This window comes from Candidatus Caccoplasma merdavium, assembly GCA_018715595.1.
GTDB classification, from domain to species: Bacteria; Bacteroidota; Bacteroidia; order Bacteroidales; family UBA11471; genus Caccoplasma; species Caccoplasma merdavium.
On the sequence record DVLI01000010.1, the window covers coordinates 92,224 to 118,322 of the forward strand.

The 26,099-nt window shown below is 50.3% G+C and carries 39 protein-coding genes; 35 read left to right on the plus strand and 4 right to left on the minus strand.

The genetic code is table 11. From position 1 onward, the window contains the following. Positions 1–9 precede the first annotated feature (9 nt). Both IAD09_03105 and IAD09_03110 read left to right on the plus strand, forming a co-directional pair. The gene (locus IAD09_03105; GenBank protein ID HIT81216.1) at positions 10–444 is read left to right on the plus strand and encodes a SufE family protein; all 435 of its coding nucleotides are present in this window, start codon (positions 10–12) and stop codon (positions 442–444) included. 29 nt (positions 445–473) lie between these two features. Further along, a complete protein-coding gene (locus tag IAD09_03110; GenBank protein HIT81217.1) occupies positions 474–2,135 on the plus strand; it encodes a peptide MFS transporter in 1,662 nt (553 codons plus the stop codon). 80 nt (positions 2,136–2,215) lie between these two features. Here the strand turns inward: IAD09_03110 and IAD09_03115 are convergent, their stop codons facing one another. Continuing rightward, entirely contained in the window at positions 2,216–2,818 is a 603-nt protein-coding gene (locus IAD09_03115) for a ribonuclease HII (protein ID HIT81218.1), read from the minus strand. Positions 2,819–3,171: 353 nt separating this feature from the next. Here IAD09_03115 and IAD09_03120 point away from each other — a divergent pair, with 353 nt between their 5' ends. The 33 genes from IAD09_03120 (at position 3,172) to rplQ (ending at position 21,204) form a co-directional block, all read left to right on the plus strand. Beyond that, positions 3,172–3,576, plus strand: coding sequence for a 30S ribosomal protein S12 (locus IAD09_03120; protein HIT81219.1), 405 nt, complete (start codon positions 3,172–3,174; stop codon positions 3,574–3,576). 153 nt (positions 3,577–3,729) lie between these two features. Beyond that, a complete protein-coding gene (rpsG, locus tag IAD09_03125) occupies positions 3,730–4,206 on the plus strand; it encodes a 30S ribosomal protein S7 (protein ID HIT81220.1) in 477 nt (158 codons plus the stop codon). A gap of 26 nt (positions 4,207–4,232) precedes the next feature. After that, positions 4,233–6,359, plus strand: coding sequence for an elongation factor G (gene fusA, locus IAD09_03130; GenBank protein HIT81221.1), 2,127 nt, complete (start codon positions 4,233–4,235; stop codon positions 6,357–6,359). Positions 6,360–6,380: 21 nt separating this feature from the next. Then, complete coding sequence (gene rpsJ, locus IAD09_03135) at positions 6,381–6,686, plus strand: 30S ribosomal protein S10 (protein HIT81222.1); 306 nt, start codon at positions 6,381–6,383, stop codon at positions 6,684–6,686. A 29-nt stretch (positions 6,687–6,715) separates the two neighbouring features. Further along, positions 6,716–7,333 carry a 50S ribosomal protein L3 gene (gene rplC / locus IAD09_03140; GenBank protein ID HIT81223.1) on the plus strand — a complete coding sequence of 206 codons (618 nt, stop codon included), beginning with the start codon at positions 6,716–6,718 and terminating at the stop codon, positions 7,331–7,333. Next, positions 7,333–7,953 (plus strand): 50S ribosomal protein L4, encoded by a 621-nt coding sequence (gene rplD / locus IAD09_03145; GenBank protein HIT81224.1) that lies wholly within the window; start codon positions 7,333–7,335, stop codon positions 7,951–7,953. Before rplC ends, rplD begins: the two co-directional genes overlap by 1 nt. An 18-nt stretch (positions 7,954–7,971) precedes the next feature. Then, positions 7,972–8,262 (plus strand): 50S ribosomal protein L23, encoded by a 291-nt coding sequence (rplW, locus tag IAD09_03150; GenBank protein ID HIT81225.1) that lies wholly within the window; start codon positions 7,972–7,974, stop codon positions 8,260–8,262. A gap of 8 nt (positions 8,263–8,270) precedes the next feature. After that, a complete protein-coding gene (rplB, locus tag IAD09_03155; GenBank protein HIT81226.1) occupies positions 8,271–9,095 on the plus strand; it encodes a 50S ribosomal protein L2 in 825 nt (274 codons plus the stop codon). 18 nt (positions 9,096–9,113) lie between these two features. After that, positions 9,114–9,383: a 30S ribosomal protein S19 gene (gene rpsS, locus IAD09_03160; protein HIT81227.1), complete on the plus strand. Its 270-nt coding sequence runs from the start codon at positions 9,114–9,116 to the stop codon at positions 9,381–9,383. 51 nt (positions 9,384–9,434) lie between these two features. Further along, positions 9,435–9,851, plus strand: a complete 417-nt coding sequence (gene rplV / locus IAD09_03165) for a 50S ribosomal protein L22 (GenBank protein HIT81228.1) — start codon at positions 9,435–9,437, stop codon at positions 9,849–9,851. A 5-nt stretch (positions 9,852–9,856) separates the two neighbouring features. Then, positions 9,857–10,585 carry a 30S ribosomal protein S3 gene (gene rpsC, locus IAD09_03170; GenBank protein HIT81229.1) on the plus strand — a complete coding sequence of 243 codons (729 nt, stop codon included), beginning with the start codon at positions 9,857–9,859 and terminating at the stop codon, positions 10,583–10,585. 19 nt (positions 10,586–10,604) lie between these two features. After that, positions 10,605–11,036 carry a 50S ribosomal protein L16 gene (gene rplP, locus IAD09_03175; protein HIT81230.1) on the plus strand — a complete coding sequence of 144 codons (432 nt, stop codon included), beginning with the start codon at positions 10,605–10,607 and terminating at the stop codon, positions 11,034–11,036. Between the two features lie 6 nt (positions 11,037–11,042). Beyond that, positions 11,043–11,240, plus strand: coding sequence for a 50S ribosomal protein L29 (rpmC, locus tag IAD09_03180; GenBank protein HIT81231.1), 198 nt, complete (start codon positions 11,043–11,045; stop codon positions 11,238–11,240). 14 nt (positions 11,241–11,254) lie between these two features. Then, positions 11,255–11,512, plus strand: coding sequence for a 30S ribosomal protein S17 (gene rpsQ / locus IAD09_03185; protein HIT81232.1), 258 nt, complete (start codon positions 11,255–11,257; stop codon positions 11,510–11,512). 1 nt (position 11,513) lies between these two features. After that, positions 11,514–11,879 carry a 50S ribosomal protein L14 gene (rplN, locus tag IAD09_03190; GenBank protein ID HIT81233.1) on the plus strand — a complete coding sequence of 122 codons (366 nt, stop codon included), beginning with the start codon at positions 11,514–11,516 and terminating at the stop codon, positions 11,877–11,879. A 20-nt stretch (positions 11,880–11,899) separates the two neighbouring features. After that, a complete protein-coding gene (rplX, locus tag IAD09_03195) occupies positions 11,900–12,220 on the plus strand; it encodes a 50S ribosomal protein L24 (protein HIT81234.1) in 321 nt (106 codons plus the stop codon). Beyond that, the gene (gene rplE / locus IAD09_03200; protein ID HIT81235.1) at positions 12,220–12,777 is read left to right on the plus strand and encodes a 50S ribosomal protein L5; all 558 of its coding nucleotides are present in this window, start codon (positions 12,220–12,222) and stop codon (positions 12,775–12,777) included. Before rplX ends, rplE begins: the two co-directional genes overlap by 1 nt. Positions 12,778–12,780: 3 nt before the next feature. After that, positions 12,781–13,050, plus strand: coding sequence for a 30S ribosomal protein S14 (rpsN, locus tag IAD09_03205; GenBank protein ID HIT81236.1), 270 nt, complete (start codon positions 12,781–12,783; stop codon positions 13,048–13,050). A 67-nt stretch (positions 13,051–13,117) separates the two neighbouring features. Then, positions 13,118–13,513 (plus strand): 30S ribosomal protein S8, encoded by a 396-nt coding sequence (rpsH, locus tag IAD09_03210; GenBank protein ID HIT81237.1) that lies wholly within the window; start codon positions 13,118–13,120, stop codon positions 13,511–13,513. A 19-nt stretch (positions 13,514–13,532) separates the two neighbouring features. Then, positions 13,533–14,087 (plus strand): 50S ribosomal protein L6, encoded by a 555-nt coding sequence (gene rplF / locus IAD09_03215; protein ID HIT81238.1) that lies wholly within the window; start codon positions 13,533–13,535, stop codon positions 14,085–14,087. 21 nt (positions 14,088–14,108) lie between these two features. Then, positions 14,109–14,450, plus strand: a complete 342-nt coding sequence (locus IAD09_03220; GenBank protein HIT81239.1) for a 50S ribosomal protein L18 — start codon at positions 14,109–14,111, stop codon at positions 14,448–14,450. 5 nt (positions 14,451–14,455) lie between these two features. Then, complete coding sequence (gene rpsE, locus IAD09_03225; protein HIT81240.1) at positions 14,456–14,971, plus strand: 30S ribosomal protein S5; 516 nt, start codon at positions 14,456–14,458, stop codon at positions 14,969–14,971. A gap of 18 nt (positions 14,972–14,989) precedes the next feature. Then, the gene (gene rpmD, locus IAD09_03230; GenBank protein ID HIT81241.1) at positions 14,990–15,166 is read left to right on the plus strand and encodes a 50S ribosomal protein L30; all 177 of its coding nucleotides are present in this window, start codon (positions 14,990–14,992) and stop codon (positions 15,164–15,166) included. 28 nt (positions 15,167–15,194) lie between these two features. Then, positions 15,195–15,641 carry a 50S ribosomal protein L15 gene (gene rplO, locus IAD09_03235; protein ID HIT81242.1) on the plus strand — a complete coding sequence of 149 codons (447 nt, stop codon included), beginning with the start codon at positions 15,195–15,197 and terminating at the stop codon, positions 15,639–15,641. Positions 15,642–15,649: 8 nt separating this feature from the next. Further along, positions 15,650–16,981, plus strand: a complete 1,332-nt coding sequence (gene secY / locus IAD09_03240; protein HIT81243.1) for a preprotein translocase subunit SecY — start codon at positions 15,650–15,652, stop codon at positions 16,979–16,981. A 14-nt stretch (positions 16,982–16,995) separates the two neighbouring features. Beyond that, a complete protein-coding gene (map, locus tag IAD09_03245) occupies positions 16,996–17,781 on the plus strand; it encodes a type I methionyl aminopeptidase (protein ID HIT81244.1) in 786 nt (261 codons plus the stop codon). A gap of 8 nt (positions 17,782–17,789) precedes the next feature. Next, positions 17,790–18,008: a translation initiation factor IF-1 gene (gene infA / locus IAD09_03250; GenBank protein HIT81245.1), complete on the plus strand. Its 219-nt coding sequence runs from the start codon at positions 17,790–17,792 to the stop codon at positions 18,006–18,008. Positions 18,009–18,021: 13 nt separating this feature from the next. After that, positions 18,022–18,138: a 50S ribosomal protein L36 gene (gene rpmJ / locus IAD09_03255; GenBank protein HIT81246.1), complete on the plus strand. Its 117-nt coding sequence runs from the start codon at positions 18,022–18,024 to the stop codon at positions 18,136–18,138. A 34-nt stretch (positions 18,139–18,172) separates the two neighbouring features. Then, entirely contained in the window at positions 18,173–18,553 is a 381-nt protein-coding gene (rpsM, locus tag IAD09_03260) for a 30S ribosomal protein S13 (protein ID HIT81247.1), read from the plus strand. Between the two features lie 9 nt (positions 18,554–18,562). Beyond that, positions 18,563–18,952, plus strand: a complete 390-nt coding sequence (gene rpsK / locus IAD09_03265) for a 30S ribosomal protein S11 (protein HIT81248.1) — start codon at positions 18,563–18,565, stop codon at positions 18,950–18,952. 119 nt (positions 18,953–19,071) lie between these two features. After that, positions 19,072–19,677 (plus strand): 30S ribosomal protein S4, encoded by a 606-nt coding sequence (gene rpsD / locus IAD09_03270; GenBank protein ID HIT81249.1) that lies wholly within the window; start codon positions 19,072–19,074, stop codon positions 19,675–19,677. A gap of 10 nt (positions 19,678–19,687) precedes the next feature. Beyond that, positions 19,688–20,680: a DNA-directed RNA polymerase subunit alpha gene (locus tag IAD09_03275; protein HIT81250.1), complete on the plus strand. Its 993-nt coding sequence runs from the start codon at positions 19,688–19,690 to the stop codon at positions 20,678–20,680. Positions 20,681–20,685: 5 nt separating this feature from the next. Then, positions 20,686–21,204 (plus strand): 50S ribosomal protein L17, encoded by a 519-nt coding sequence (rplQ, locus tag IAD09_03280; GenBank protein HIT81251.1) that lies wholly within the window; start codon positions 20,686–20,688, stop codon positions 21,202–21,204. Positions 21,205–21,424: 220 nt separating this feature from the next. On the opposite strand, the gene IAD09_03285 is transcribed toward rplQ, so the two are convergent. The 3 genes from IAD09_03285 to IAD09_03295 are packed head-to-tail and all read right to left on the minus strand — an operon-like array spanning position 21,425 to position 26,014. Further along, positions 21,425–22,462, minus strand: a complete 1,038-nt coding sequence (locus tag IAD09_03285) for a S41 family peptidase (GenBank protein ID HIT81252.1) — start codon at positions 22,460–22,462, stop codon at positions 21,425–21,427. Positions 22,463–22,466: 4 nt separating this feature from the next. Beyond that, positions 22,467–23,351: a DUF3316 domain-containing protein gene (locus tag IAD09_03290; GenBank protein ID HIT81253.1), complete on the minus strand. Its 885-nt coding sequence runs from the start codon at positions 23,349–23,351 to the stop codon at positions 22,467–22,469. A 20-nt stretch (positions 23,352–23,371) separates the two neighbouring features. Further along, a complete protein-coding gene (locus tag IAD09_03295; protein ID HIT81254.1) occupies positions 23,372–26,014 on the minus strand; it encodes a DNA gyrase/topoisomerase IV subunit A in 2,643 nt (880 codons plus the stop codon). Between the last annotated feature and the right edge of the window lie 85 nt (positions 26,015–26,099).

The following is a 26,099-nucleotide window of genomic DNA, read 5'->3' on the forward strand; positions in this document are numbered from 1 at the left end:
GAAACCATGATGACGATAGATCAAATACAAGATGATGTTGTCGAGGAGTTCTCGGCATTTGATGACTGGATGGATAAATATGCCTTGCTCATCGAGTTGGGCAATTCATTGGATCCGCTCGACCCGCAGTACAAGGTCGAGAGCAACCTCATCGAGGGGTGCCAAAGCCGGGTGTGGTTGCATGCCGAGTATGACGACGGCCGGGTCGTTTTCCAGGCCGAGAGCGATGCCGTGATTGTAAAAGGCATTGTGTCGTTGCTTATCAAGGTGCTTTCGGGACATACCCCCACAGAGATTCTCGATGCCCACCTCTATTTCATCGAACAGATAGGTCTCACCGAACATTTGTCGCCCACGCGCTCCAATGGCCTCTTGGCCATGGTGAAGCAGATGCGGCTCTATGCCATGGTGTTCAAGGCTCAGGAAGAAGAACAAAAACAATAATATAGTACAAACCTAAACTAAGAAAAAACATGTTTAAGAATCAACCCAAAGGCTTGTATGCCTTGGCGCTTGCAAACACGGGAGAACGTTTTGGCTACTACACCATGCTGGCCATCTTCCTGTTGTTTATCCAAGCCAAATTCGGTTTCAGTGCGGCTGTGGCCACACAGATTTATTCTATTTTCCTGGCTGCCGTTTATTTCATGCCACTCTTCGGTGGTATTCTGGCCGACAGAATCGGTTATGGCAAATGCGTTACGCTGGGTATCGTCGTCATGTTTGCCGGTTACCTTTGCCTTTCGATTCCGACAGGAGCCGATGCCATTGGCAAGACGCTGATGTTTGGCGCGCTGGCTCTCATCGCTGTCGGTACGGGACTCTTCAAGGGCAATTTGCAGGTGATGGTGGGAAATCTTTACGATGACCCCAAATATGCCTCGAAACGCGATGCCGCATTCAGCCTTTTCTACATGGCCATCAACATCGGCGCGATGTTTGCCCCTTCTGCCGCCAAGGGCGTGACCAATTTCTTCTTGGGTAAATCGGGACTCTTCTACGATGCCAACATTCCCTCGTTGGCCCATCAATATCTCGATGGTACGATTTCGGCCGAGAATGCAACCAAACTTGCCGATTTGGCTTCGCAGATGTCGGTGAACGGTATGGATATGACGGCTTTCAGTCAGTTCTATATCGAGCAACTCTCTGCTGCATACAATTACGGATTTGCCGTGGCTTGCGTCTCCTTGGTCATCTCGGTGGCCATTTACTACGGTTGCCGTTCGTGGTTCAAGCACGCCGACGTCAATTCGGTTCAGGCCAAGGCCGCCCATGTCGAAGAGGTGGAGCTTACCCCGCAACAGACCAAGAGTCGTATCACCGCCCTTTTGCTCGTCTTTGCCGTGGTGGTGTTCTTCTGGATGGCTTTCCACCAGAACGGTGCTACGATGACGATTTTTGCGCGCGACTACACCTCGAACATTGCTGATGGCCTCACCCGCATCGGATTTAACATCTGGGGGCTGGTGCTCATCGCTATTTCGATTTATACCCTGTTCAGCACGTTCCAAGCCACGGTGGCTCGCACCAGAGTGATATTGGGTCTTGTGACGTTGGCCTTGTGGGGCGGCGTAGCGGCCATATATTTCTCGATGCCGGCCGAAGTGATGATTCAGCCTTCTGATTTCCAACAGTTCAACCCCTTCTTTGTGGTTGCCCTCACACCGGTGTCGCTGGCCATATTCGGCGCTTTGGCTGCCAAGGGCAAAGAGCCTTCGGCTCCGCGTAAAATCGGCTACGGTATGATGGTGGCTGCCGCCGGCTTCCTTATCCTGACGGTCGGCTCGATGGGATTGGCTTCTCCGAAAGAACTGGGAGGTACGGTGAGCGACGTCCTGGTGTCGCCCAACTGGCTCATCTCGACCTATCTCGTGCTCACCTTCGCCGAGTTGCTGCTCTCGCCCATGGGTATTTCGTTTGTCTCGAAAGTGGCTCCTCCCAAGTACAAGGGTGCCATGATGGGTTGCTGGTTTGCCGCCACGGCCATAGGTAACTATCTGGTTTCGATTCCCGGCCTTTTGTGGGACAAATTGCCGTTGTGGGGCATCTGGACACTGCTTATCGCTCTCTGTCTCCTCTCGGCGCTCTTTATCTTCTCCATTATGAAGAAACTCGAATCGGCAACGAAATAATCTCCCCCTGTCCACATATGCCAAGAGAGCCGGCCCTGTAAGGTCGGCTCTCTTGTTTTTATGAAGGATTGCGGGCGGGATTACTCAAACAACGAGTGCTGTTCCATGCCCAAGAGGTTGAACGTGCGACGGTGGTAGGAAGTGGGCCCGTATTGGGCGATGGCGGCACGATGGGCGCGGGTGGGGTAGCCCTTGTTCTCGTCCCAGTGGTATTGCGGATATTCTTCGTGTAACTTCATCATGTAGTCATCGCGGTATGTCTTGGCCAAAATGGAGGCGGCGGCGATGGAGAGGTAGCGCCCGTCGCCTTTTACTTCGCACGAGTAGGGAAGGTCTCGATAGGGGGTGAATCGGTTCCCGTCGATGAGCAGGGCTTCGGGGCGTACTCTCAGTGCGTCGATGGCGCGGTGCATGGCCAGAAATGAGGCTTTGAGAATGTTCATCTCGTCGATTTCCTGCGGTGAGACGACTCCTACTGCCCATGCGAGCGCTTCCTTTTCGATGAGCGGGCGCAAAGCATAGCGTTGCCGCTCGGTGAGTTGCTTGGAGTCGTTAAGGGTCTCGTTGCGGAAGCCGGGAGGCAAAATCACGGCGGCGGCAAAAACCGCTCCGGCCAGGCAGCCCCGTCCGGCTTCGTCGCAACCGGCTTCGATGCGGTTCTCTATTTTGTATGGAAGTAACATAATCGGGTTTTCTCTCGACAAATGTAAGAAAAATCTTCTTCGGTGCCCGGTCTCGCCCTGCACTTTTTGGCAAAACGTTTTTCGCCATGCCGTCGTCGTGCCAAGGGTGCCGGTTGTTGCCTTGCCTTGCAGTGCCTGAGTGACCTGAGTATTTTATTTGAAGAATTATTCTCGTTTTTGTTTGGTAATTAGTGTTTTAGTTGCTATCTTTGCGGTGTTTTTCGCCCCGAATGTCGTGACGGTTGCTTGTAATCGGCTGATTGCGAGCGTCTTGTTGAGATTTGGTGTGGCGGATACAAAGATGAAAACTAACGAACAAAAAGAAGATTTAAAGATTTAAAAAAGTTTAAAAGATGCCTACAATTCAGCAATTAGTAAGAAAAGGGCGGGTTGTTTTGGAAGACAAGAGTAAGTCTCCGGCACTGGATTCATGTCCGCAAAGACGTGGCGTGTGTGTGAGAGTATACACGACGACTCCCAAGAAACCTAACTCTGCAATGCGTAAAGTAGCACGTGTGCGTTTGACCAACGGTAAAGAGGTGAACTCTTACATCCCGGGAGAAGGACACAACTTGCAAGAGCACTCGATTGTATTGGTGCGTGGCGGTCGTGTAAAAGACCTTCCCGGTGTGCGTTACCACATCGTTCGCGGAACATTGGATACCGCAGGCGTAAACGGTCGTACCCAACGTCGCTCGAAATACGGAGCCAAGAGACCGAAAGCCGGAGCCGCTCCTGCCGCAAAAGGTAAAAAATAAGACGTAAGCAGAGAGCCCAACAAACTACTTTTAGTGTCAAACACTGTTTGAGTTTATTGGATAGGCTGATTCAGGTTGAGTAAATGGCGTCAGAGGGCGCTGTTGAAGATGTGAAAAGCAACCAAAAACAAAAACAATAATTTACAAAACATAATGAGAAAAGCAAAACCTAAGAAACGGGTTATCTTACCCGATCCCGTATTCAGTGACGTAAAGGTTACCAAATTTGTCAATCACTTGATGTATGACGGCAAGAAAAGCATTGCCTATACTATTTTTTATACGGCCTTGGATACAGTAAAGGAAAAGCTCTCCAACGAAGAAAAATCCGCACTCGAAATCTGGAAAAAAGCGTTGGACAATATTACCCCCCAAGTTGAGGTAAAATCTCGTCGTATCGGTGGTGCAACCTTCCAAGTACCTACCGAAATCCGTCCCGATCGCAAGGAATCCATCTCCATGAAGAATTTGATACAATACGCCCGTAAAAGAGGCGGCAAGACGATGGCCGAGAAATTGGCTGCCGAGATTGTTGATGCCTATAACGAGCAAGGAGGTGCATTCAAACGCAAAGAGGACATGCACAAAATGGCCGAGGCCAACCGGGCATTTGCACATTTCAGATTCTAATCTTAATTCAGTAAAAAGAACCAACAATGTCAAAAGCAGACGAACAACTCAAATATACCAGAAACATCGGTATTATGGCTCACATCGATGCCGGAAAGACGACCACTTCGGAGCGTATTCTTTTCTACACCGGTTTGACGCACAAAATCGGCGAAGTGCACGACGGAGCTGCTACCATGGACTGGATGGAACAAGAGCAGGAACGTGGTATTACCATTACCTCGGCCGCTACCACTACATGGTGGAACTATGCCAACGACAAATACAAAATCAACCTCATTGATACCCCGGGGCACGTCGATTTCACGGCCGAGGTAGAACGTTCGTTGCGCGTACTCGACGGTGCTGTGGCTACTTTCTGTGCCGTAGGTGGTGTGGAACCCCAGTCCGAGACCGTATGGCGTCAGGCCGATAAATACAATGTTCCCCGTGTAGGTTATGTCAATAAGATGGACCGCTCGGGTGCCAACTTCTTCGAAGTCGTACGTCAGTTGAAAGATGTTCTCGGTGCCAACCCCTGCCCCGTGCAGATTCCTATCGGAGCCGAGGAGACTTTCAAAGGCGTCGTTGACCTTATCACGATGAAAGCCATCTACTGGCACGATGAGACCATGGGCGCCGACTACTCCGTGGAAGAAATCCCTGCTTCGCTCAAAGAAGAAGCCGAAGAGTGGCGTGACAAAATGCTCGAAAAAATCGCCGAGTGCGACGATGTCGTTATGGAAAAATATTTCGACGACCCTTCGACCATCACTCCCGAAGAAATCCGTGCCGCTTTGAGAAAAGGAACACTCAGTATGTCGATTGTTCCCATGCTTTGCGGTTCTTCTTTCAAGAACAAAGGTGTGCAGACGCTTCTCGATGCCGTTTGCGCCTACCTGCCCAGTCCCGAAGACACCCCCGCCATCATCGGTCACAACCCCGATGACCCCGACAAAGAAGAGGTGCGCAAACCTCTCTTTGAAGAGAAAATGTCGGCTCTCGTCTTCAAAATCGCTGTCGATCCCTATGTAGGACGTCTCTGCTTCTTCCGCGTATATTCGGGCGAAATCCCCGCAGGCTCTTATGTCCTCAATTCGCGTTCGGGCAAGAAAGAGCGTGTGTCGCGTCTCTTCCAGATGCACTCCAACAAGCAGAACCCCAAAGATGTTATCGGTTGCGGTGACATCGGAGCCGGCGTAGGTTTCAAGGATATCCGCACCGGCGATACCCTCTGTGCCGAAGATGCTCCTATCGTACTCGAAGCCATGGACTTCCCCGATCCCGTTATCGGTATCGCTGTTGAGCCCAAGACGCAGAAAGATATGGATAAGCTCAGCCTCGGCTTGCAGAAACTGGCCGAAGAAGACCCCACCTTCACCGTTAAGACCGACGAAGAGACCGGACAAACCGTTATCAGCGGTATGGGTGAGCTCCACCTCGAAATCATCATCGACCGTCTCAAACGTGAATTCAAGGTTGAATGTAACCAAGGACGTCCTCAGGTATCCTACAAAGAGGCCATCACCAAGCCCGTTGAATTGCGCGAAGTCTACAAGAAACAAACCGGTGGTCGCGGTAAATTTGCCGACATCATCGTTCGCGTAGAACCCGCCGACGACAGCTTCGAAGGCAGCGGACTCCAATTCATCGACGAAGTCAAAGGTGGTAACATTCCCAAGGAATTTATCCCCTCGATACAAAAAGGTTTCACCACGGCTATGAAGAACGGCGTATTGGCCGGCTATCCGCTCGACCGTCTCAAAGTGACCGTTCTCGATGGTTCGTTCCACCCCGTAGACTCCGACCAGCTTTCGTTTGAGGTGTGCGCTATCCAGGCCTTCAAGAAAGCCTGCGAAAAAGCAAAACCCGTGCTCCAAGAGCCTATCATGAAGATCGAGGTTGTTACCCCCGAAGAAAGTATGGGTGATGTAATTTCCGACCTCAACAAACGTCGTGGACAAGTCGAAGGCATGGAGTCGAGCCGCTCGGGAGCCCGCATCGTCAAAGCCAAAGCCCCGCTGGCCGAAATGTTCGGTTACGTTACCGCTTTGCGTACGATTACCTCGGGTCGCGCCACCTCGACCATGTCATTCTCGCACTATGCCGAAGTTAGCACCCAGATTGCCAAACAAGTGCTCACCGAAGTACAAGGCCGCGTAGACTTATTGTAAAATAGAATAGAAACAACCAATATGAGCCAAAAAATTAGAATCAAACTGAAATCTTACGATCACAATCTCGTCGACAAATCGGCCGAGAAGATTGTAAAGACCGTAAAAGCAAGCGGTGCTGTGGTCAGCGGACCGATACCCCTGCCTACCCACAAACGCATCTTCACTGTAAACCGTTCGACGTTTGTCAACAAAAAATCGAGAGAGCAATTCGAACTCTCTTCGTTCAAACGTCTCATCGACATTTACAGCTCAACCGCCAAAACGGTCGACGCCCTGATGAAACTCGAATTGCCCAGCGGCGTGGAAGTAGAAATCAAAGTGTAGTATAAACCTATATTAAAAACCACAGAGAAATGCCAGGATTATTAGGAAAAAAAATCGGAATGACATCCGTTTTCAGTGCCGAGGGAAAAAATGTTCCATGCACTGTTATCGAAGTAGGTCCCTGCGTAGTTACTCAAGTAAAAACGGCCGAAGTGGACGGATATGATGCCGTACAAGTGGGTTTTGCCGATAAAAAGGAAAAACACACCACCAAACCCGAAATGGGCCACTTCAAAAAAGCCGGAGTAACCCCGAAGAGACACTTGGCCGAGTTCAAAGGATTTACGGAGACCTACAAGGCCGGCGACGTTATCACGGTAGACCTTTTCGAAGGTACTGACTATGTAGACGTCATCGGAACTTCGAAAGGTAAAGGCTTCAAAGGCGTTGTAGGACGTCATGGATTCGGCGGAGTCGGACAAACCACTCACGGTCAGCACAACCGTCTGCGTGCGCCCGGTTCGGTAGGCGCCTGCTCTTACCCCGCAAAGGTTTTCAAAGGAACCCGCATGGCCGGTCAGACCGGAAACGAGCGCGTTACCGTGCAAAACCTGCAAGTGTTGAAAATCATGCCGGAACACAACCTCCTCCTTATCAAAGGTTCGGTACCCGGTTGTAAAGGTTCAATCGTAATAATTGAAAAGTAATGGAACTGAGCGTATATAACATCAAAGGCGAAGATACGGGAAAGAAAGTTACGTTGAACGATGCAGTATTCGGCATTGAGCCCAACGAACACGCCATTTATCTCGACGTGAAACAATACATGGCCAACAAACGCCAAGGAACCCACAAATCGAAAGAGAGAAGCGAAGTATCGGGTAGTACCCGCAAGCTGATCCGTCAAAAAGGTTCCGGCGGTGCCCGTCGTGGTGACATTAACTCGCCCGTCATGGTAGGTGGTGGTCGTGTATTCGGTCCCCGTCCCCGTAATTACAACTTCAAGCTGAACAAAAAAGTGAAATCGCTGGCCCGCAAATCGGCCCTCTCCCTCAAAGCACAGGAGAATGCCATTTTCGTCATCGAAGACTTTACGTTCGAAGCTCCCAAAACCAAAGAATTTGTCTCCATCGCTCAAAATCTGAAAGTTGCAGATAAAAAATTGCTTTTGGTTTTAGGAAATGAAAATAAAAACGTATATTTGTCGGCTCGAAATGTGCCCAAGGCAAAAGTTGTAACAACCTCAGAGTTAAACACATACAAAGTACTGGATTGCGCCAGTCTTGTATTGACCGAAAGCTCTTTGGCTGCTATTAATAACTTTTAATACAAAGGAGGTAAAATAATGGCAATAATTATTAAACCGATAGTAACCGAGAAAATGACCGGAATGGGAGAGAAATTCAACCGTTACGGTTTTGCGGTAACCCCCGATGCCGACAAGCAACAAATCAAAGAAGCCGTAGAAGACCTCTACAATGTAACCGTTGTCTCGGTAAACACGATTATGCGCAAAGGCAAGCTCAAAAGCCGTTACACCAAATCGGGTTTGATTCAAGGCCGTGCCGCCAAATACAAAAAGGCGCTGGTAACCTTGAAAGAGGGTGATACGATAGATTTTTATAGCAATATTTAATAACAGAAATGGCAGTAAGAAAATTAAAGCCCACAACACCGGGGCAGAGACACAAAATTATTGGTGCATTTGATAACATCACTGCTAAGGCACCAGAAAAGTCTCTTGTAGTAGGATTCAGAAAATCGGGTGGCCGCAACAACGAAGGTCACCTGACGATGCGTTACATTGGCGGAGGCCACAAACGCAAATACCGTTTCATCGACTTCAAGAGAAATAAAGACGGTGTTCCCGCTGTCGTAAAGACCATCGAGTACGACCCGAACCGTTCGGCTCGCATCGCGTTGCTCTTTTATGCCGATGGCGAAAAACGGTACATCATCGCCCCCAACGGGCTTGAAGTAGGCATGACCATCATGTCGGGCGCAGAAGCCGCTCCCGAAGTAGGTAACGCACTCCCCCTGCAAAACATTCCCGTAGGTACCGTAGTGCATAATATCGAGTTACGTCCCGGACAAGGCGCCGCTCTCGTGCGTTCGGCCGGAGCATTCGCTCAGCTCACTTCCCGTGAAGGCAATTATGCCATCATCAAATTGCCCTCGGGTGAGACTCGTAAGATTTTGGCCACATGCAAAGCCACTGTCGGCGTCGTAGGAAACTCCGACCACGCTCTCGAAAGTTCCGGAAAAGCCGGACGTTCGCGCTGGTTGGGACGTCGTCCTCGCAACCGTGGTGTAGTAATGAACCCTGTCGATCACCCCATGGGTGGTGGTGAAGGCCGTGCATCAGGTGGTCACCCCCGTTCGCGCAAGGGTCTCTACGCTAAGGGTCTCAAGACAAGAGCACCGAAGAAACTCTCGTCTAAGTATATTATAGAAAGACGTAAAAAGTAACTCGTTAACTAAGCAACTATGAGTCGTTCATTAAAAAAAGGCCCATATATCAGTGTGAAGCTGGAAAAGAAAGTTTCGGCCATGACCGAGTCGGGCAAAAAATCCGTCATCAAAACATGGTCGAGAGCCTCGATGATCTCTCCCGATTTCGTAGGCCACACTTTCGCCGTACACAATGGTAATAAATTTATTCCCGTATATGTTACCGAAAACATGGTAGGACACAAGCTGGGCGAATTCGCTCCCACCCGTATCTTCCGTGGGCACTCCGGCAACAAGAAGAAATAAAAAGGGCTATCGGGAATTTGAGAATTTCAAATAAAAAAAGAATTAAACACAATGGGTGCAAGAAAAAAAATATCAGCCGATAAAAGAAAAGAAGCCCTGAAAACGAAATACTTCGCCAAGCTCAACAACGTGCCTACCTCGCCCCGCAAAATGCGTTTGGTGGCCGATATGGTACGCGGAATGGAAGCATTCAAAGCGCTTGGCGTATTGAAGTTTTCAAACAAGGAAGCTTCTGCCAGACTGGAAAAACTGTTGCGTTCGGCCATTGCCAACTGGGAACAGAAAAACGAACGCAAAGCCGAAAGCGGTGAGCTTTACATCTCCGAGATTTATGTCAACTCGGCAGCCATGCTCAAACGCCTTCGTCCCGCTCCCCAAGGACGCGGATATAGAATACGTAAACGTTCCAACCACGTTACGTTGTTTGTAGATACCATAAGTAGTAATAAACCCGAAAATCAAAATTAAGCCGGATGGGACAGAAAGTAAATCCAGTAAGTAACCGCTTGGGAATTATCCGTGGATGGGATTCCAATTGGTATGGAGGAAGAAAATACGGCGAAAGACTGCTCGAAGACAGCAAACTCCGTAAGTACCTCAATGCCCGTCTTGCAAAAGCAAGCGTATCGCGTATCGTGATTGAGCGTACCCTCAAACTCATCACCATCACCGTATGTACGGCCCGTCCGGGACTCATCATCGGTAAAGGTGGCCAAGAGGTCGACAAACTCAAAGAAGAGTTGAAGAAAATCACCGACAAAGATGTGCAAATCAATATTTTCGAGGTAAAACGTCCCGAAGTAGACGCCACCATCGTTGCCACCAACATCGCTCGCCAGATCGAAGGCAAAATGGCTTACCGTCGTGCCGTGAAGACGGCGATCGCTTCGACGATGCGCGCCGGTGCCGAAGGCATCAAGGTGCAGGTTTCGGGTCGTCTCAACGGCGCCGAAATGGCTCGTTCGGAGATGTACAAAGAAGGCCGTACCCCGTTGCACACCCTCCGTGCCGACATCGACTACGCTTTGGTAGAGGCTCTCACCAAAGTAGGTCTTATCGGTATCAAGGTTTGGATTTGCCGTGGCGAAATCTACGGTAAAAAGGACCTCGCTCCTCAATTTACGGCAAGCCCCAAAGAGGCACGCGGTAATCGTGAAGCCGGCGGAAAGAAAGGCTTCAAAAAAGCAAAACCGAATCGTTAACGAATTGAACTGACAGAAAATGTTACAACCGAAGAAGACGAAATTCAGAAGACAACAAAAAGGTCGTATGAAAGGTCTCGCAGGACGAGGCAATCAATTGGCCTTCGGTTCCTTTGGTATAAAAAGTTTGCAGTCGAAATGGATAACCGGTCGTCAGATCGAAGCAGCTCGTATCGCCGTTACCCGTTATATGCAACGTCAGGGTCAAATCTGGATCAGAATATTCCCGGATAAACCCATCACCAAGAAACCTGCCGAAGTACGTATGGGTAAAGGTAAAGGTTCTCCCGAAGGATTCGTAGCCCCCGTAACCCCGGGAAGAATCATTCTCGAAGTAGAAGGTGTACCTTACGAAATCGCCAAGGAAGCACTTCGCCTGGCCGCCCAAAAACTTCCCGTGACGACCAAATTTGTCGTGAGACACGACTATGATGCTAATCAAAATGCGTGATAAAGTATGAAAACTGCAGAAATAAAAGAACTGAGCACCAAAGAATTGCTCGAGAGAATCGAGGCCGAGTCTGTTGCTTTGAACCGCATGGAAATCAATCACAGCATTACTCCCTTGGATAATCCTGCGCAAATAAAAGCTCTTCGCAGGACAATCGCGCGTATGAAAGGCGAGGTGCGCCAAAGAGAACTCAATAACAAATAATCGAACTCGTGCTCATGGAAACAAAAAGCCTTAGAAAAGAAAGAATAGGTGTGGTTACCAGCAACAAGATGGACAAAACCATCACGGTGGCTGTGAAATGGAAAGAGAAACACCCTATCTATGGTAAATTCGTCAACAAGACGAAGAAGTACCATGCTCATGACGAAAAAAACGAGTGTAACATCGGCGATACCGTCCGCCTGAGAGAAACCCGTCCGCTGAGCAAACTGAAAAGATGGAGATTAGTAGAAATCATCGAAAGAGTAAAATAATATGATACAGCAAGAAACCCGACTTACAGTCGCAGACAATAGCGGTGCCAAGGAAGCCCTTTGTATCCGCGTATTAGGCGGTACCGGTCGTCGTTATGCGTCGGTAGGCGACATCATCGTAGTTGCCGTTAAAAGCGTCATTCCTTCGAGCGACCTGAAAAAAGGTGCCGTATCCAAAGCCGTTGTTGTGCGCACCACCAAAGAGATTCGTCGTGCCGACGGTTCCTATATCCGTTTCGACGACAACGCCTGTGTGTTGTTGAACGGTGCCGGTGAAATGAGAGGTAGCCGTATCTTCGGCCCGGTAGCCCGTGAATTGCGTGCCACCAACATGAAAATCGTTTCGTTGGCCCCCGAAGTACTTTAAAACAGTAAAAAAGAACATTAATGAGTAAGTTACACATTAAAAAGGGTGATACCGTATATGTAAATGCCGGTGAAGACAAAGGCAAAACCGGTCGCGTGCTGCGCGTTCTTGTCAAAGAGCAGCGTGCCGTGGTAGAAGGTATCAATATGGTGTCGAAGCATACCAAACCCAATGCCAAACATCCCCAGGGCGGTATCATCACGATGGAGGCCCCTGTACATGTTTCGAATCTGAACCTGCTCGATCCCAAGAGCAACCAGCCCACTCGCATCGGTCATCGTCTCAACGAAGCAGGAAAGAAAGTACGTTATTCTAAAAAATCAGGAGAGGAGATTAAGTAATGACAACTACCGCAACCCTTAAAAACGATTATAAAGAAAGAATCGTTCCTGCATTGATGAAAGAGTTCAATTACACGACCGTAATGCAGGTTCCTGTATTGAAAAAAATCGTCATCAACCAAGGACTCGGTCAGGCTGTCGCCGATAAGAAGATTATCGAGACCGCTATCAGTGAGCTTACCGCCATCACCGGCCAAAAAGCCATTGCCACCCTTTCCCGCAAAGATATTTCGAACTTCAAGCTGCGTAAGAAAATGCCCATCGGTGTGATGGTCACCCTGCGTCGTGAGAGAATGTATGAGTTCCTCGAACGTCTCATTCGTGTGGCTCTGCCCCGTATCCGCGACTTCAAAGGCATCGAAAGCAAGTTCGACGGAAGAGGTAATTATACCCTCGGTATTCAGGAACAAATCATTTTCCCCGAAATAAATATCGACACGATTACCAAACTTTTGGGAATGAATATTACCTTTGTGACCTCGGCCCAGACCGACGAAGAAGGATATGCCCTCCTCCGGGAATTTGGTCTTCCTTTCAAAAACGCAAAAAAGAACTAAGATATGGCAAAAGAATCGATGAAAGCCCGCGAAGTGAAACGCGCCAAGCTCGTAGCCAAATACGCCGCCAAACGCGCTCAGCTCAAAGCCGAAGGCAATTATGAGGCTTTGCAATCACTTCCCAAAAACGCTTCGCCCGTGCGCCTGCACAACCGTTGCAGCCTTACCGGTCGTCCCAAAGGATATATCCGTCAATTCGGCATTTCGCGTATCCAATTCCGTGAAATGGCATCGGCAGGACTTATCCCCGGCGTAAAAAAAGCCAGCTGGTAAACGAAGGAAAAATAACAGAGTGTTAAATATTGTCCGGAAGACCGGATCAATTTAAACAAAAAACAAAATGACAGATCCCATTGCAGATTATCTCACAAGATTGAGAAACGCCATCAAAGCTCAGCACAGAGTGGTAGAGGTGCCTGCCTCAAACTTGAAAAAAGAGATTACAAAAATCCTTTTTGACAAAGGCTACATCTTGAACTACAAGTTTGTAGAAGACGGTCCTCAGGGAACGATCAAAATCGCCTTGAAGTATGACCCCGTGAACAAAGTGAACGCTATTAAAAAGCTGATCAGAGTCTCCACCCCCGGTTTGCGCCAATATACCGGCTACAAAGACATGCCGCGTGTGCTGAACGGTCTGGGTATTGCGATCCTCTCCACCTCGAAAGGTGTGATGACCGACAAGGAAGCCCGCGAGCAAATGATTGGTGGCGAAGTAATATGTTATATCTACTAACCAAGGAGGAGGCTGTATTATGTCAAGAATAGGAAATTTGCACATTGATATACCCGCCGGAGTTTCCGTAACCGTTGCCGGAAACCAAGTAACGGTAAAAGGCCCGAAAGGAGAACTTTCGCAAGAAATCACCGGTGGCATCACCTTGGAACAAGCCGATGGAAAACTCACGGTAGTACGCCCCAGCGACGACAAGGAACATCGTTCGCTGCACGGTCTCTATCGCGCGTTGATTCACAATATGGTAGTAGGCGTATCTGCCGGTTACAGAAAAGAACTGGAACTGGTGGGCGTCGGTTATCGTGCCGAGAGCAACGGTCAGGTATTGAACCTTACGCTCGGCTATTCGCACGCAATCTACCTGCGTCTCCCCAAAGAGGTAAAAGTCGAGACCAAATCGGAGCGTAACAAAAACCCCTTGATTATTCTCGAATCGTGCGACAAACAACTTCTCGGCCAGATTTGCGCTAAAATCCGTACGTTCCGTAAACCCGAACCTTACAAAGGAAAAGGTATTCGCTTTGTGGGTGAAGTGGTACGTCGTAAGTCGGGTAAATCGGCCGGTGCTAAGTAAAACCGTTAAAACGCCAGTATCATGATAACGAAAATAGAAAGAAGACTTAAAATCAAAACCCGCATACGCGGTAAAATTTCGGGAACGGCACAATGCCCCCGTATGACCGTGTTCAGAAGCAACAAACAGATCTATGTGCAGTTGATCGACGACGCAGCCGGGAAAACCCTGGCAGCCGCCTCTTCGGCCGGTATGGAAAAAGCTCCCAAAAAGGAGATTGCCGCCAAGGTGGGACAACTCATCGCCCAAAAAGCACAAGAAGCTGGAATTTCAACTGTCGTATTCGACCGTAACGGATACCTCTACCATGGCCGTATCAAAGAACTTGCCGATGCTGCCCGTAACGGAGGTCTTAAATTTTAAACAACATGGCAAAAGATAATAGAGTAAAGTCGACAAACGACTTGGAATTGAAAGATCGCTTAGTAGCAATCAATCGTGTAACCAAAGTTACCAAAGGTGGACGCACGTTCAGCTTCTCGGCCATCGTCGTTGTAGGAAACGAAGACGGCATCGTAGGTTGGGGACTGGGCAAAGCCAGTGAGGTAACCGCCGCTATCTCCAAAGGTGTTGAGGCTGCCAAGAAAAACCTTATCAAGGTTCCCGTTCGCAAGGGTACGATTCCCCATGACCAGGTTGCCAAATTCGGCGGTGCCCAGGTTTATATCAAACCCGCATCTCACGGTACCGGTGTGAAAGCCGGTGGTGCTATGCGTGCCGTGCTCGAAAGTGTAGGTATCACCGACGTGCTGGCCAAATCGAAAGGCTCGTCGAACCCCCACAACCTGGTAAAAGCCACCATGGCTGCCCTGGGTGAATTGCGCGACGCTTATGCCGTAGCTCAAAACCGTGGCGTATCGCTCGAAAAAGTATTCAAAGGATAAAGAACGGAGGACAACGATATGGAAACCATCAAAATCAAACAGGTAAAAAGCAGAATCAAATGTCCCGCAGTTCAAAAAAGAACGCTCGATGCGCTGGGCTTGAAGAGAATCGGCCAAGTAGTAGAGCATCAAGCTACTCCTCAAATACTCGGGATGGTTGCCAAAGTAAGACACTTGGTGACGGTAGTAGAATAATTTCATAACGAATAAAAAGAACAACGATATGAACTTGAGTAATTTAAAACCCGCCGAAGGCTCGACCAAGACCAGAAAAAGAATCGGTCGTGGTCCCGGTTCGGGACTGGGTGGAACCTCTACCAGAGGTCATAAAGGTGCCAAATCGAGATCGGGTTACAAGAAAAAAATCGGTTTCGAAGGTGGTCAGATGCCTTTGCAACGTCGCTTGCCTAAATTCGGATTCAAAAATATCAATCGCGTAGAGTACAAAGCCATCAATCTCGATACGATTCAGGCTTTGGCCGAGAGCAAGAAACTCGAAAAGGTCGGTATCGAAGCTTTGATCGAAGCCGGATTCATCTCCAACAAGCAACTCGTAAAAATTCTGGGAAAAGGAACCCTTACGGCAAAACTCGAAGTGGAAGCCCACGCTTTCTCGAAGAGCGCCGAAGCCGCCATCACGGCTCTCGGTGGTACCGTAGTAAAACTCTAACATAGCCTATGAGAGCAATAGAAACGATAAAAAACATCTGGAAGATCGAGGATCTGAGAAAGCGTATCCTTACGACGATTCTGCTGGTCTTGGTTTACCGTGCAGGTACCTATGTGGTATTGCCCGGCATTGATCCTCAGTTCCTTACCCAACTGCGTGCCCAGACCAGTGGCGGTCTGATGCAGTTGCTCGATATGTTCTCGGGAGGTGCCTTCTCCAATGCCTCTATTTTCGCGTTGGGTATCATGCCTTATATTACGGCCTCTATCGTAATCCAGTTGCTCGGTATGGCTTTGCCTTATTTCCAGAAACTGCAACGCGAAGGCGAAAGCGGAAGACGCAAACTCAACCAGTACACTCGTTATCTGACGGTGGCTATCCTCCTCATTCAAGGCCCGACCTACTTGGTCAACCTCAGTGTGCAGATGGGTGGCGCTTTCCCGACCGACTTTATGTTTACGATTACCTCGACGATAATCCTCACCGCAGGCAGTATGTTTATCATGTGGCTCGGTGAGCGTATCACCGACAGAGGTATCGGCAACGGTATATCGTTCATCATCTTGGTCGGTATCATCGCCCGTCTGCCGCAGGCGCTCGTTCAGGAGTTCGTCATGCGTACGGCAACAACGTCGGGCGGACTGGTTATGTTCCTCGCTGAAATCGTCTTCCTGCTCCTCGTGATAGCAGCTTCGATACTTTTGGTACAAGGAACCCGTAAAATCCCCGTGCAATATGCCAAACGTGTCGTTGGCAACAAGCAATATGGAGGTGCCCGCCAGTATATTCCCTTGAAGGTGAATACTGCCGGTGTGATGCCTATCATCTTTGCCCAGGCCATCATGTTTATTCCTATTGCATTGGTTGGATTCTCGGCCGACAATGCCAACAGCCGTTTCATGCAATCGTTTATGAACAACACCGGATTCTGGTATAACTTCGTATTCGCCATATTGATAATCCTCTTTACCTACTTCTATACGGCGGTAACGGTGCAACCCAACCAGATGGCCGAGGACATGAAGCGCAACAACGGCTTCATTCCCGGTGTGAAACCCGGTAAGAAAACGGCTGCGTACATCGACTCCATTATGTCGCGTATCACCTTGCCTGGTTCGATATTCCTCGCCATTGTGGCCATCATGCCCGCTTTTGCACAGATAGCCGGTATCAGTGCCGAGTTCTCGCAGTTCTTTGGCGGAACCTCCCTGCTCATTTTGGTAGGTGTTGTGCTCGATACCCTACAACAGATCGAAAGCCACTTGTTGATGCGCCACTACGATGGCCTGTTGAAGTCGGGTCGCATCAAGGGACGTTCCGGTTCGATTGCCGCATACTAAGGTAAAACATAGCGATGATTTATCTTAAAACCGACGAAGAAATTGAATTATTGCGCGAGAGTAATCTCCTGGTAGGCCAAACACTTGGCGAACTGGCCAAGTGGGTGGCACCGGGAGTTACCACGCTTCAACTCGACAGAATTGCCGAAGAGTTTATCCGCGACCACCAAGCCCTTCCCGGCTTTCTCGGTTATGCCGGATACCCCAATACCCTCTGTGTCTCGGTCAACGAACAGATCGTGCACGGCATTCCCTCGGACTATGTGTTGAAAGAGGGCGACATCGTATCGATAGATTGCGGTGTCGTGAAGAACGGGTTCAACGGCGATTCGGCCTATACGTTTGAAGTGGGAGAGGTGCCTTACGAAGTAAAGCGCTTGCTCAAAACCACCAAAGAGTCGCTCTATATTGGTATAGAACAAGCTGTCGAGGGAAAACGTGTCGGCGACATAAGCAATGCGATACAGACCTACTGCGAGCATCGCGGATATTCGGTCGTGCGAGAGCTTTGCGGACATGGCGTCGGCAAAAAGCTCCACGAAGAGCCCGAGGTGCCCAACTATGGTCGCCGGGGCTGTGGCCCGCTGCTCAAAAACGGCATGGTCATCGCCATAGAGCCGATGATCAACTTGGGGTCGCGCAATATCGTTGTCGAGAAAGATCGGTGGACGACACGGACCAAAGATCGCAAACCTTCGGCTCACTTTGAGCACACGATAGCAATCCGCGAGAACGGTGCCGATGTGTTGTCGACGTTCCGCTATGTCGAAAAAGTATTGGGAATACCCACAACAAAGTAACCTTATATATGGCAAAACAGGCTGCAATAGAGCAAGACGGAGTTATCGTAGAAGCATTGTCGAATGCAATGTTTCGCGTCGAGTTGGAAAATGGACACGAAATCACGGCCCATATTTCCGGAAAAATGAGAATGCATTACATCAAAATCCTGCCCGGCGATAAAGTCAAGGTCGAAATGTCGCCTTATGACTTGACCAAAGGACGAATCTCATTCAGATATAAATAAAAAATACCGCGATATGAAAGTAAAAGCATCATTGAAGAAGCGTACGCCCGACTGCAAAATCGTAAGAAGAAAGGGCCGCTTGTATGTTATTAACAAGAAAAATCCCAAGTATAAACAACGTCAAGGATAATTTTATTATTTTTGCACACTAATTCTACGATTATATGGCAATAAGAATAGTAGGTGTTGACCTGCCCCAGAACAAACGCGGCGAAATCGCCTTGACCTATATCTTCGGTATAGGTCGCAGTGCGGCTAATACCATTTTGGCCAAAGCCGGCATTGACAAAGACATCAAAGTAAAAGACTGGAATGATGAGCAAGCCGCCAAAGTGCGTGAAATCATCGGCGCAGAATACAAAGTAGAGGGTGACCTTCGTTCCGAAGTTCAACTCAATATCAAACGCCTTATGGACATCGGTTGTTACCGTGGCGTGCGCCATCGTAACGGCCTTCCCGTGCGTGGACAAAGCACCAAGAATAACGCCCGTACGCGCAAAGGCAAGAAGAAAACCGTTGCTAACAAGAAAAAAGCTACTAAATAATAATTAAGTATGGCAAAAAAGACAGTCGCAGCAAAGAAGAGAAACGTCAAGGTTGAAGCCATGGGCCAACTCCACGTACACTCTTCGTTCAACAACATCATTGTAGCCCTTGCCAATGCCGAAGGACAAATCATTTCGTGGTCGTCGGCCGGAAAGATGGGCTTCAGAGGATCGAAGAAAAACACTCCCTATGCCGCCCAGATGGCCGCTCAGGATTGTGCAAAAGTTGCCTTTGACCTTGGCTTGAGAAAAGTAAAGGCTTATGTAAAAGGCCCCGGAAACGGTCGTGAATCGGCAATCCGCACTGTGCACGGTGCCGGTATCGAGGTAACCGAGATTATCGACGTTACGCCGCTGCCTCATAACGGATGTCGTCCTCCTAAAAGACGTAGAGTATAATTCACTCTTAACCCTTGTCGAGTCACAGGCGGTGAATAAGATTGCAATCAAATCCTCTCTGCAATCGCGGCTGCACCTATTGCGATTCACAACAATATAAAATTTAAAAATCTACTAAAATGGCAAGATATACCGGACCTAAAACAAAGATTGCCCGTAAATTTGGTGAGCCTATTTTCGGACCCGATAAAGTACTTTCCAAGAAGAACTATCCCCCGGGACAGCATGGCGTAAACAAAAGAAGAAAAACCTCGGAGTACGGTATCCAACTTCGTGAGAAACAAAAAGCCAAATACACTTACGGCGTACTCGAAAGACAATTCCGTATCCTCTTCGAGAAAGCATCGCGCACCAAAGGTATCACCGGTGTGGTACTGTTGCAACTTCTCGAAGCCCGTCTCGACAACGTTGTGTATCGCATGGGCATAGCTCCTACGCGTGCAGCTGCTCGTCAGATGGTTTCGCACCGTCACATCACGGTCGACGGCAAAGTGGTAAACATTCCTTCTTACTCGGTTCGCCCCGGCCAAATCGTAGCCGTTCGCGAAAAATCGAAATCGTTGGAAGTCATCGGCGATACCCTTTCGGGATTCAACCACAGCAAATATCCCTGGATAGAGTGGGACGAGAACCTCAAAGGCGGCAAGTTCCTGCATATGCCCGAACGTGCCGATATTCCCGAGAATATCAAAGAGCAGTTGATCGTTGAGTTGTACTCTAAATAATAATTAGTCCATGTCGATATTAGCATTTCAGAAACCCGATAAAGTCCTCATGCTCGAGGCCGACGCGTTTTTCGGCAAGTTCGAATTCCGTCCCTTGGAGCCCGGCTATGCCGTTACCATCGGTAACGCCCTGCGCCGTATCCTCCTCAACTCCCTTGAAGGCTTTGCCATTACATCGATTCGCATCAGCGGCGTAGAGCACGAGTTTTCTACCATACCCGGTGTTATCGAGGATGTAACCAACATTATTCTCAACCTCAAAAAGGTGAGATTCAAACAAATCGTGGAAGAAATCGAGACCGAGAAAGTGTCGATTTCGGTATCGGGAACCGATGTGTTCAAAGCCGGAGATATAGGTAAACACCTTACCGGATTTGAAGTGCTGAATCCCGACTTGGTGATTTGTAACATGGACGAGAGCGCAAACTTCCAAATCGAGCTCAACATCAACAAGGGTCGCGGTTATGTTCCCGCCGACGAGAACCGCAACCCCGGCGACCCTGTCGATGTGATTGCCATCGATTCGATTTTTACGCCTATCCGCAATGTGAAATACATTCAGGACAACTTCCGTGTAGAGCAGAAAACCGACTACGAAAAACTGATTCTCGAAATTACCACCGACGGATCGATCCACCCGAAAGATGCTTTGAAAGAAGCAGCCAAAATCTTGATTCACCACTTCATGTTGTTCTCCGACGAGAAAATCACGCTCGAAACAACCGATGTCGACGGGAATGAAGAATTTGACGAAGAGGTATTGCACATGCGTCAATTGCTCAAAACCAAACTCGTCGATATGGACCTTTCGGTTCGCGCATTGAACTGCCTCAAATCGGCCGATGTAGAAACCCTCGGAGAACTGGTTGTATTCAACAAAACCGACTTGCTCAAATTCCGCAACTTCGGTCGCAAATCGCTCACCGAGCTCGACGAATTGCTGGCAAGCCTCAACCTTTCTTTCGGAATGGATATCTCGAAGTATAAATTAGATAAAGAGTAATAACGATGAGACACAATAAAAAAATCAACCACTTAGGACGCACCAAATCTCACAGAGATGCTATGCTCTCCAATATGGCGACTTCGCTGATTCTCCACAAAAGAATCTTCACCACTTTGGCCAAAGCCAAAGCGTTGAGAGTGTATGTTGAGCCTCTGATCAACCGTTCTAAAGAAGACACCACCGCTTCGCGCCGTGTCGTATTTAGCTACCTCCAAAGCAAAGAAGCCGTTACGGAGCTTTTCAAAAACATCGCCGAGAAGGTGGCTGACCGTCCCGGAGGTTATACCCGTATCCTCAAAACCGGAAACCGCTTGGGCGATAATGCCAAGACCTGCTTTATCGAGCTTGTCGACTATAACGAAAATATGTTGAAAGAAAAGGCTGCCAAGAAAAGCCGTACCCGCCGTTCGAAGAAGGGTGCTGCCGCTCCTGCTGCCGAGGCTGCTCCCGCTGTCGAAGCACCCGCCGTTGAGGCTCCTGCTGCCGAAGCACCTGCTGCTGAGGCTCCCGCCGAGAAGTAAATATATTTTGCAATTCAATAGGAAAACGAGTATCGGGATTTCCCGATACTCGTTTTTTTATGCTGTCTGCTCCCGGGAGCACCACCTGTGTAGAAGCCGTTTCGTGGCCGTGAGAGGCATTGTCCGTGAGTATCCTGGCTGCTCCCCGGTGAGTTATTGCCCTGCGGGGAGAGGCGTGTCGCCGGGCTGCTCTTGGGGGGGACGAAAAATTTTGTTGCTGTTATTGTCGGGTGAGAATCCACGTCTTGGCTCTTTCGATGATGGTGTCGATGCCTTTCTCGGTGTCTTCGGCTGTCAGTTGTGCGTGAATGTCGGGTTCGATGCCGAACTCGGTGTGCTCCTTTTGGGTGTTGTAGATGGGCGAGGCCGAGAACCGGACGACCCAGCCGTTGGGCAACTCCGATGAGAAGGGCAGGCCGCTGCCTCCTCCCGTGCGGTCGCCAATGATGCACACTTGCGGCAGGTTGCCCATGACCGACACAAAATCGTTGGTGGCACTGTAACACTTGCGGTTGGTCAAGATGGCAACCGGCTTGGCGAAGTGCATGCGGGTGGCATCGGCACTCTCCTGGGTGATGGGGTAGAGGCCCGAAAAATCATTGTGCCCGGGGCCGGTCTTGTGTTGTATGTAACCGCTTGTAAAGTCGCTTGTGGTGAATCGGGCGGCCAATTTCTGCACGGTCGATAATTGCCCCCCTCCATTGTCCCGCACGTCGATGATAAGGCCGTCGCACGACGAGAAGGCGAGCAATACTTCGTCGAGGTTGCCGTCGCCTATGGGGTCGGAGAAACTCTCGTAGTAGATATATCCTATGTTGCAGCCGTCGAGCATGCGGTAATAGAGGCTCGATGCAATCTGGTAGTCGGGCTGGTGCAGGTAGTTCTCCATGACGAGGTCCCGGTCGAAGTTTGACGGGTAGTTCTCAAACCAGTCCCAATAACGAGCCACGTCAAAGGCGGAGGAGAGGTTGACATGCCCGTCTTGCAGTTCGTCGAGCATCTCCGCCAGAACGCCGAAGAGTTCTTTGTCGCTCATCTTGTCGTCGAGGCGGGCGCGGTAGGTGGTGTATATCTCGTCCCAATCGATGTTCTTATAGGCGAAGAAGCAGTAACGCTCGTCGAGAATGGACCAAAGCGCGTCGAAGTTGCCGTATGGCGTCTGGCTGAACTCTTCCTTTGGTGAGCAGGCCGTGAGGCTTGTGAAGGCGAGCCCTATTGCCAGCACGATTTTGTTCCATGTGTCAAGTCTCTTTTTCATCGTCTCAGTAGTATGCTTGTATTGTGGAACGTCCCGATGTCGAAGGCGTGCGGTTGATGGGAGTGGCTACGCCGATGACAAACGCGTTGGAATAGTGGAAATAGTCGAGATGGTTGGCCCGGCTGGTGCGTATGCGGTTGTCGTAGCCGATGCGCAGGGCTGCACGGCCTATGGGGATTTCGATGGTAAGGAGGTTGTTCATGTCGAACCGGTTATGCCAGGCTCCGAATTTCACGATGCCCGAATGATTCCCCAGGTAAAAAATCTCGTAATAGCTTTCGCCAAAGCCCGGGGAGAAAAACAGGCTCATGACCGGGAGGGAGAGTTGGTACCGCAGGGTGACGGGTATGCGGCCGAGGTGCAACGTGTAGGTGAGCATCTCGGCCAAGCCCAGCGAAAGATTGACTTTGGCTGCGGCGGGATTGTTCGAATTTTGCGGGTTGTAGAGGGCTCCGCCCGACAATTCGATTTCGCCGCCAGTGCGCCAAGTCAGGCCGCAGTCGAAGCGCCGGGTATAGAGTTGCCCGTAACTGTAATCGAGCATGGCCGAGATGAGATGTCCGCTCTGTGAGGGGCTGTATGCGTTGGCGGCGGAGGCGTCGATGCGATGCCGCATGACCCACTTGCCGTTACCGAACGGGAGCGCGCGCAGCCGTTCGTGCATAAGCCCCAGTTCGTAACCGCTGTAATTGTTGATGGAGAGGTAGCTGTCGTGAAGGTGTGCCCGCCCCACGAGCAGAGCCGTCGATGCAAAAGCGGGACGATGGCTTGCCGCCGGTGTTGCCGTGAGATCTTCCTGGGCGCATAAGCGGGAGGCTCCTGCATTCAGTAACAGGAGCAGCACAAGGAGCATTTTCCTTGGGAACGAGCGTTGCGACAACCGTGTCATGGGTGCTGGGCTTGTGGGGGTTAGAACAGGGAACTTTGTCCGTTCTCGTTCGGCTCGGTCGAGTGGGGCGGCATCTCTTCCTGCGGCTGTTCCTCTGCGGGTTCTTCGTGGCGCAGGGGTTCGAGCTCGGCGATGCTTTCGACGGTGTAGGTCGTTATGCGTTTGCCTTTGGCTCTGAAACTTTTCACGCCGATGAAGTCGGCCGCCTCGATGACGAGCGGTTCGCGGAAGGCATCGCCTTCACCGAATTTCACCTCGATGCGGGCAAAGGGTTCCGGAGAGAGAACAAGAAGACGGGATTCGGGGTTCTCGCCCAGGAAACTTTGTTTCTTGGGCGAACTCTCAAACTGGAAGCGTTTGAGGTAGGGGTATCCCTGCTCGGCATCGAAGAGCGCTACCGTCCAGGTGCGTTGCGGCATGAATTTCTCGATGCGCAAGATGTCGGGGTCGTAGTGGTTCCCGGCATCGAATGAGGTGGTGTAGAAGTTTCCGTTTTTGAGAATGACGAGTACTTGGTCGCCATTGTGGAACTCGCCGAGGTATTCGCCACGGCCGTCGTAGTTGAGGCGCAGCACGTCGTGGTCGAACCATACCTGCCGCCCGCCGAGGGTCGAGCCGCCGCGCTCTTTCAGCGAGATGCGGTGTATCTCGTTGTGGGTGACGATGTTGCCCATCGATTGGCGCCCCTTGATGGCGATGCTGCTGAAATCTTTTTCGATATAGGGGGTCTTCAAGCGGGGCTTTGGCTTGAAGACGATTTTCAATATCTCGGCCTCACCGTTGGGGTTGGCGCTGAACCATACCACTTTCGACCCCGGTGTGCCTTGGGTGAGGTCGTATTCCTTGTCGCGGGTGATACCGGTCACGGCAAACCGTTTCATGAAGTGGAGCCCGTCTTTGCCGTTCCGGTAGATGACGTTGTAGATGGTGCGGTTGTCGTTGCGTTTGAACACGTTGAGGTAGAGAATGTTTTTGCCGACGAACATCTTCTCGCTGACTTTTACGACCTTGTATTTGCCGTCCTTGTAGAAGATGATGATGTCGTCGATGTCGGAGCAGTTGCAGACAAACTCGTCGCGCTTCAACCCGGTGCCGATGAACCCCTCGTCGCGGTTGATGTAGAGTTTCTCGTTGGCCTCGACGACCTTGGCTGCTTCGATGGCGTCGAAACTGCGTATTGTCGTGCGGCGGGGGTAGGCGGCTCCGTATTTCTCTTTCAGGTGGCGGAACCAGCGTATCGTGAAGTCGGTCATGTGGGCGAGGTTGTTGTCTATCTCTTCGATGTCGGCCTTGATGGCGGCAATCTGCCGGTCGGTTTTGTCGGCGTTGAATTTCAAGATGCGGGCCATCTTTATCTCCATGAGGCGGAGTATGTCGTCACGGGTGATTTCGCGCAGGAAATCTTTTTTGAACGGGTCGAGCCGTCGGTCGATGTAGGCTATGGCATCGTCCATGGTGGCGCTCTCCTCGAAGGCTTTGTCTTTGTAGATGCGCTCTTCGATGAAGATTTTTTCGAGCGAGAGGAAGTGCAGCGACTCGCACAGCTCGTCGCGCTGTATGCGCAGCTCGGCTTGCAGCAGGTCTTTGGTGCGGTCGGTGTTGCGGCGCAACACTTCGCTCACCGAGAGGAAGAGCGGCTTGTTGTCGCATATTACGCAGCAGTTGGGCGAGATGCTTACCTCGCAGTCGGTGAAGGCGTAGAGGGCATCGATGGCTTTGTCCGATGAGGTGCCTGCTTGCAGGTGCACGAGTATCTCGGCCTGGGCGGCGGTGATGTCGTCGATTTTCCGTATTTTTATTTTGCCCTTGTCGTTGGCTTTCAGTATCGAGTCGATGATGACGGGTGTCGTTTTTCCGTAGGGTATTTCGGTGATGGCCAGTGTGCGCTGGTCGCGTTTCTCGATTTTGGCCCGTACCTTTACCGTGCCGCCCCGTTCGCCGTCGTTGTAGCGGGAGACGTCGATGAATCCGCCGGTCTGGAAGTCGGGATAGAGCGAGAACGGCTCCCCTTGCAGGTAGGCGATGGAGGCGTCGAGCAGCTCGTTGAAGTTGTGCGGCAGGATTTTGACCGACAGTCCCACGGCGATGCCTTCCACGCCCTGAGCCAGCAGGAGCGGGAATTTGGTGGGCAGCGTGATGGGTTCTTTGTTGCGGCCGTCATAAGAGGGACGCCATTCGGTGATTTTGGGGCTGTATAGCGTTTCGAGGGCAAACTTGGTGAGGCGTGCCTCGATGTATCGGCCGGCGGCGGCACCCGCTCCGGTGAGTATGTTGCCCCAGTTTCCCTGGCAGTCGATGAGCAGTTCCTTCTGTCCCAGCTTCACGAGGGTCTCATAGATGGAGGCGTCGCCGTGCGGGTGGAATTTCATGGTCTCTCCCACGATGCTGGCCACTTTGTTGTTGCGTCCGTCTTCCATGCGCTTCATGACATGCAGTATGCGGCGCTGCACGGGTTTCAATCCGTCTTCGATGTGGGGAACGGCACGTTGCAGAATGACGTAGGAGGCATAGTCGAGAAACCAGTCTTGATACATGCCCGAGAGTTGAAACTTGATGTCGGCCTTGTTGCCGTCGGGCAATTTATAGGAAGAATGGCTCTCGGTATTGCCGGATTCTTGCTCCGGGCCGTTGTCAAAACGGGTCTCTTTTTCTTCGTCGCTCATGGGGCAGTGCAATAGGATAGGTCGGTAAATTCTTGAAATGAGGCTCTTGCTTTAAAGATTTTTATAGGCTGAAAGTAAGAACCTC

Excerpts from the sequence above, each read along its gene's own strand:
- rplW (HIT81225.1), top strand. The coding sequence starts at position 7,972 with ATGGCAATAATTATTAAACCGATAGTAACCGAGAAAATGACCGGAATG.
- map (HIT81244.1), top strand. The coding sequence starts at position 16,996 with ATGATTTATCTTAAAACCGACGAAGAAATTGAATTATTGCGCGAGAGT.
- rplE (HIT81235.1), top strand. The coding sequence starts at position 12,220 with ATGACAACTACCGCAACCCTTAAAAACGATTATAAAGAAAGAATCGTT.
- rpsS (HIT81227.1), top strand. The coding sequence starts at position 9,114 with ATGAGTCGTTCATTAAAAAAAGGCCCATATATCAGTGTGAAGCTGGAA.
- rplB (HIT81226.1), top strand. The coding sequence starts at position 8,271 with ATGGCAGTAAGAAAATTAAAGCCCACAACACCGGGGCAGAGACACAAA.
- rplQ (HIT81251.1), top strand. The coding sequence starts at position 20,686 with ATGAGACACAATAAAAAAATCAACCACTTAGGACGCACCAAATCTCAC.
- rpsN (HIT81236.1), top strand. The coding sequence starts at position 12,781 with ATGGCAAAAGAATCGATGAAAGCCCGCGAAGTGAAACGCGCCAAGCTC.
- rplX (HIT81234.1), top strand. The coding sequence starts at position 11,900 with ATGAGTAAGTTACACATTAAAAAGGGTGATACCGTATATGTAAATGCC.
- rpsC (HIT81229.1), top strand. The coding sequence starts at position 9,857 with ATGGGACAGAAAGTAAATCCAGTAAGTAACCGCTTGGGAATTATCCGT.
- rpsM (HIT81247.1), top strand. The coding sequence starts at position 18,173 with ATGGCAATAAGAATAGTAGGTGTTGACCTGCCCCAGAACAAACGCGGC.
- secY (HIT81243.1), top strand. The coding sequence starts at position 15,650 with ATGAGAGCAATAGAAACGATAAAAAACATCTGGAAGATCGAGGATCTG.
- fusA (HIT81221.1), top strand. The coding sequence starts at position 4,233 with ATGTCAAAAGCAGACGAACAACTCAAATATACCAGAAACATCGGTATT.
- rplV (HIT81228.1), top strand. The coding sequence starts at position 9,435 with ATGGGTGCAAGAAAAAAAATATCAGCCGATAAAAGAAAAGAAGCCCTG.
- rpsH (HIT81237.1), top strand. The coding sequence starts at position 13,118 with ATGACAGATCCCATTGCAGATTATCTCACAAGATTGAGAAACGCCATC.
- rplN (HIT81233.1), top strand. The coding sequence starts at position 11,514 with ATGATACAGCAAGAAACCCGACTTACAGTCGCAGACAATAGCGGTGCC.
- rplP (HIT81230.1), top strand. The coding sequence starts at position 10,605 with ATGTTACAACCGAAGAAGACGAAATTCAGAAGACAACAAAAAGGTCGT.
- IAD09_03120 (HIT81219.1), top strand. The coding sequence starts at position 3,172 with ATGCCTACAATTCAGCAATTAGTAAGAAAAGGGCGGGTTGTTTTGGAA.
- rpmD (HIT81241.1), top strand. The coding sequence starts at position 14,990 with ATGGAAACCATCAAAATCAAACAGGTAAAAAGCAGAATCAAATGTCCC.
- rplO (HIT81242.1), top strand. The coding sequence starts at position 15,195 with ATGAACTTGAGTAATTTAAAACCCGCCGAAGGCTCGACCAAGACCAGA.
- rpsK (HIT81248.1), top strand. The coding sequence starts at position 18,563 with ATGGCAAAAAAGACAGTCGCAGCAAAGAAGAGAAACGTCAAGGTTGAA.
- IAD09_03110 (HIT81217.1), top strand. The coding sequence starts at position 474 with ATGTTTAAGAATCAACCCAAAGGCTTGTATGCCTTGGCGCTTGCAAAC.
- IAD09_03105 (HIT81216.1), top strand. The coding sequence starts at position 10 with ATGACGATAGATCAAATACAAGATGATGTTGTCGAGGAGTTCTCGGCA.
- rpmC (HIT81231.1), top strand. The coding sequence starts at position 11,043 with ATGAAAACTGCAGAAATAAAAGAACTGAGCACCAAAGAATTGCTCGAG.
- IAD09_03220 (HIT81239.1), top strand. The coding sequence starts at position 14,109 with ATGATAACGAAAATAGAAAGAAGACTTAAAATCAAAACCCGCATACGC.
- IAD09_03295 (HIT81254.1), bottom strand. The coding sequence starts at position 26,014 with ATGAGCGACGAAGAAAAAGAGACCCGTTTTGACAACGGCCCGGAGCAA.
- rplC (HIT81223.1), top strand. The coding sequence starts at position 6,716 with ATGCCAGGATTATTAGGAAAAAAAATCGGAATGACATCCGTTTTCAGT.
- IAD09_03115 (HIT81218.1), bottom strand. The coding sequence starts at position 2,818 with ATGTTACTTCCATACAAAATAGAGAACCGCATCGAAGCCGGTTGCGAC.
- rpmJ (HIT81246.1), top strand. The coding sequence starts at position 18,022 with ATGAAAGTAAAAGCATCATTGAAGAAGCGTACGCCCGACTGCAAAATC.
- IAD09_03275 (HIT81250.1), top strand. The coding sequence starts at position 19,688 with ATGTCGATATTAGCATTTCAGAAACCCGATAAAGTCCTCATGCTCGAG.
- IAD09_03290 (HIT81253.1), bottom strand. The coding sequence starts at position 23,351 with ATGACACGGTTGTCGCAACGCTCGTTCCCAAGGAAAATGCTCCTTGTG.
- rplF (HIT81238.1), top strand. The coding sequence starts at position 13,533 with ATGTCAAGAATAGGAAATTTGCACATTGATATACCCGCCGGAGTTTCC.
- rplD (HIT81224.1), top strand. The coding sequence starts at position 7,333 with ATGGAACTGAGCGTATATAACATCAAAGGCGAAGATACGGGAAAGAAA.
- IAD09_03285 (HIT81252.1), bottom strand. The coding sequence starts at position 22,462 with ATGAAAAAGAGACTTGACACATGGAACAAAATCGTGCTGGCAATAGGG.
- infA (HIT81245.1), top strand. The coding sequence starts at position 17,790 with ATGGCAAAACAGGCTGCAATAGAGCAAGACGGAGTTATCGTAGAAGCA.
- rpsE (HIT81240.1), top strand. The coding sequence starts at position 14,456 with ATGGCAAAAGATAATAGAGTAAAGTCGACAAACGACTTGGAATTGAAA.
- rpsG (HIT81220.1), top strand. The coding sequence starts at position 3,730 with ATGAGAAAAGCAAAACCTAAGAAACGGGTTATCTTACCCGATCCCGTA.
- rpsJ (HIT81222.1), top strand. The coding sequence starts at position 6,381 with ATGAGCCAAAAAATTAGAATCAAACTGAAATCTTACGATCACAATCTC.
- rpsQ (HIT81232.1), top strand. The coding sequence starts at position 11,255 with ATGGAAACAAAAAGCCTTAGAAAAGAAAGAATAGGTGTGGTTACCAGC.
- rpsD (HIT81249.1), top strand. The coding sequence starts at position 19,072 with ATGGCAAGATATACCGGACCTAAAACAAAGATTGCCCGTAAATTTGGT.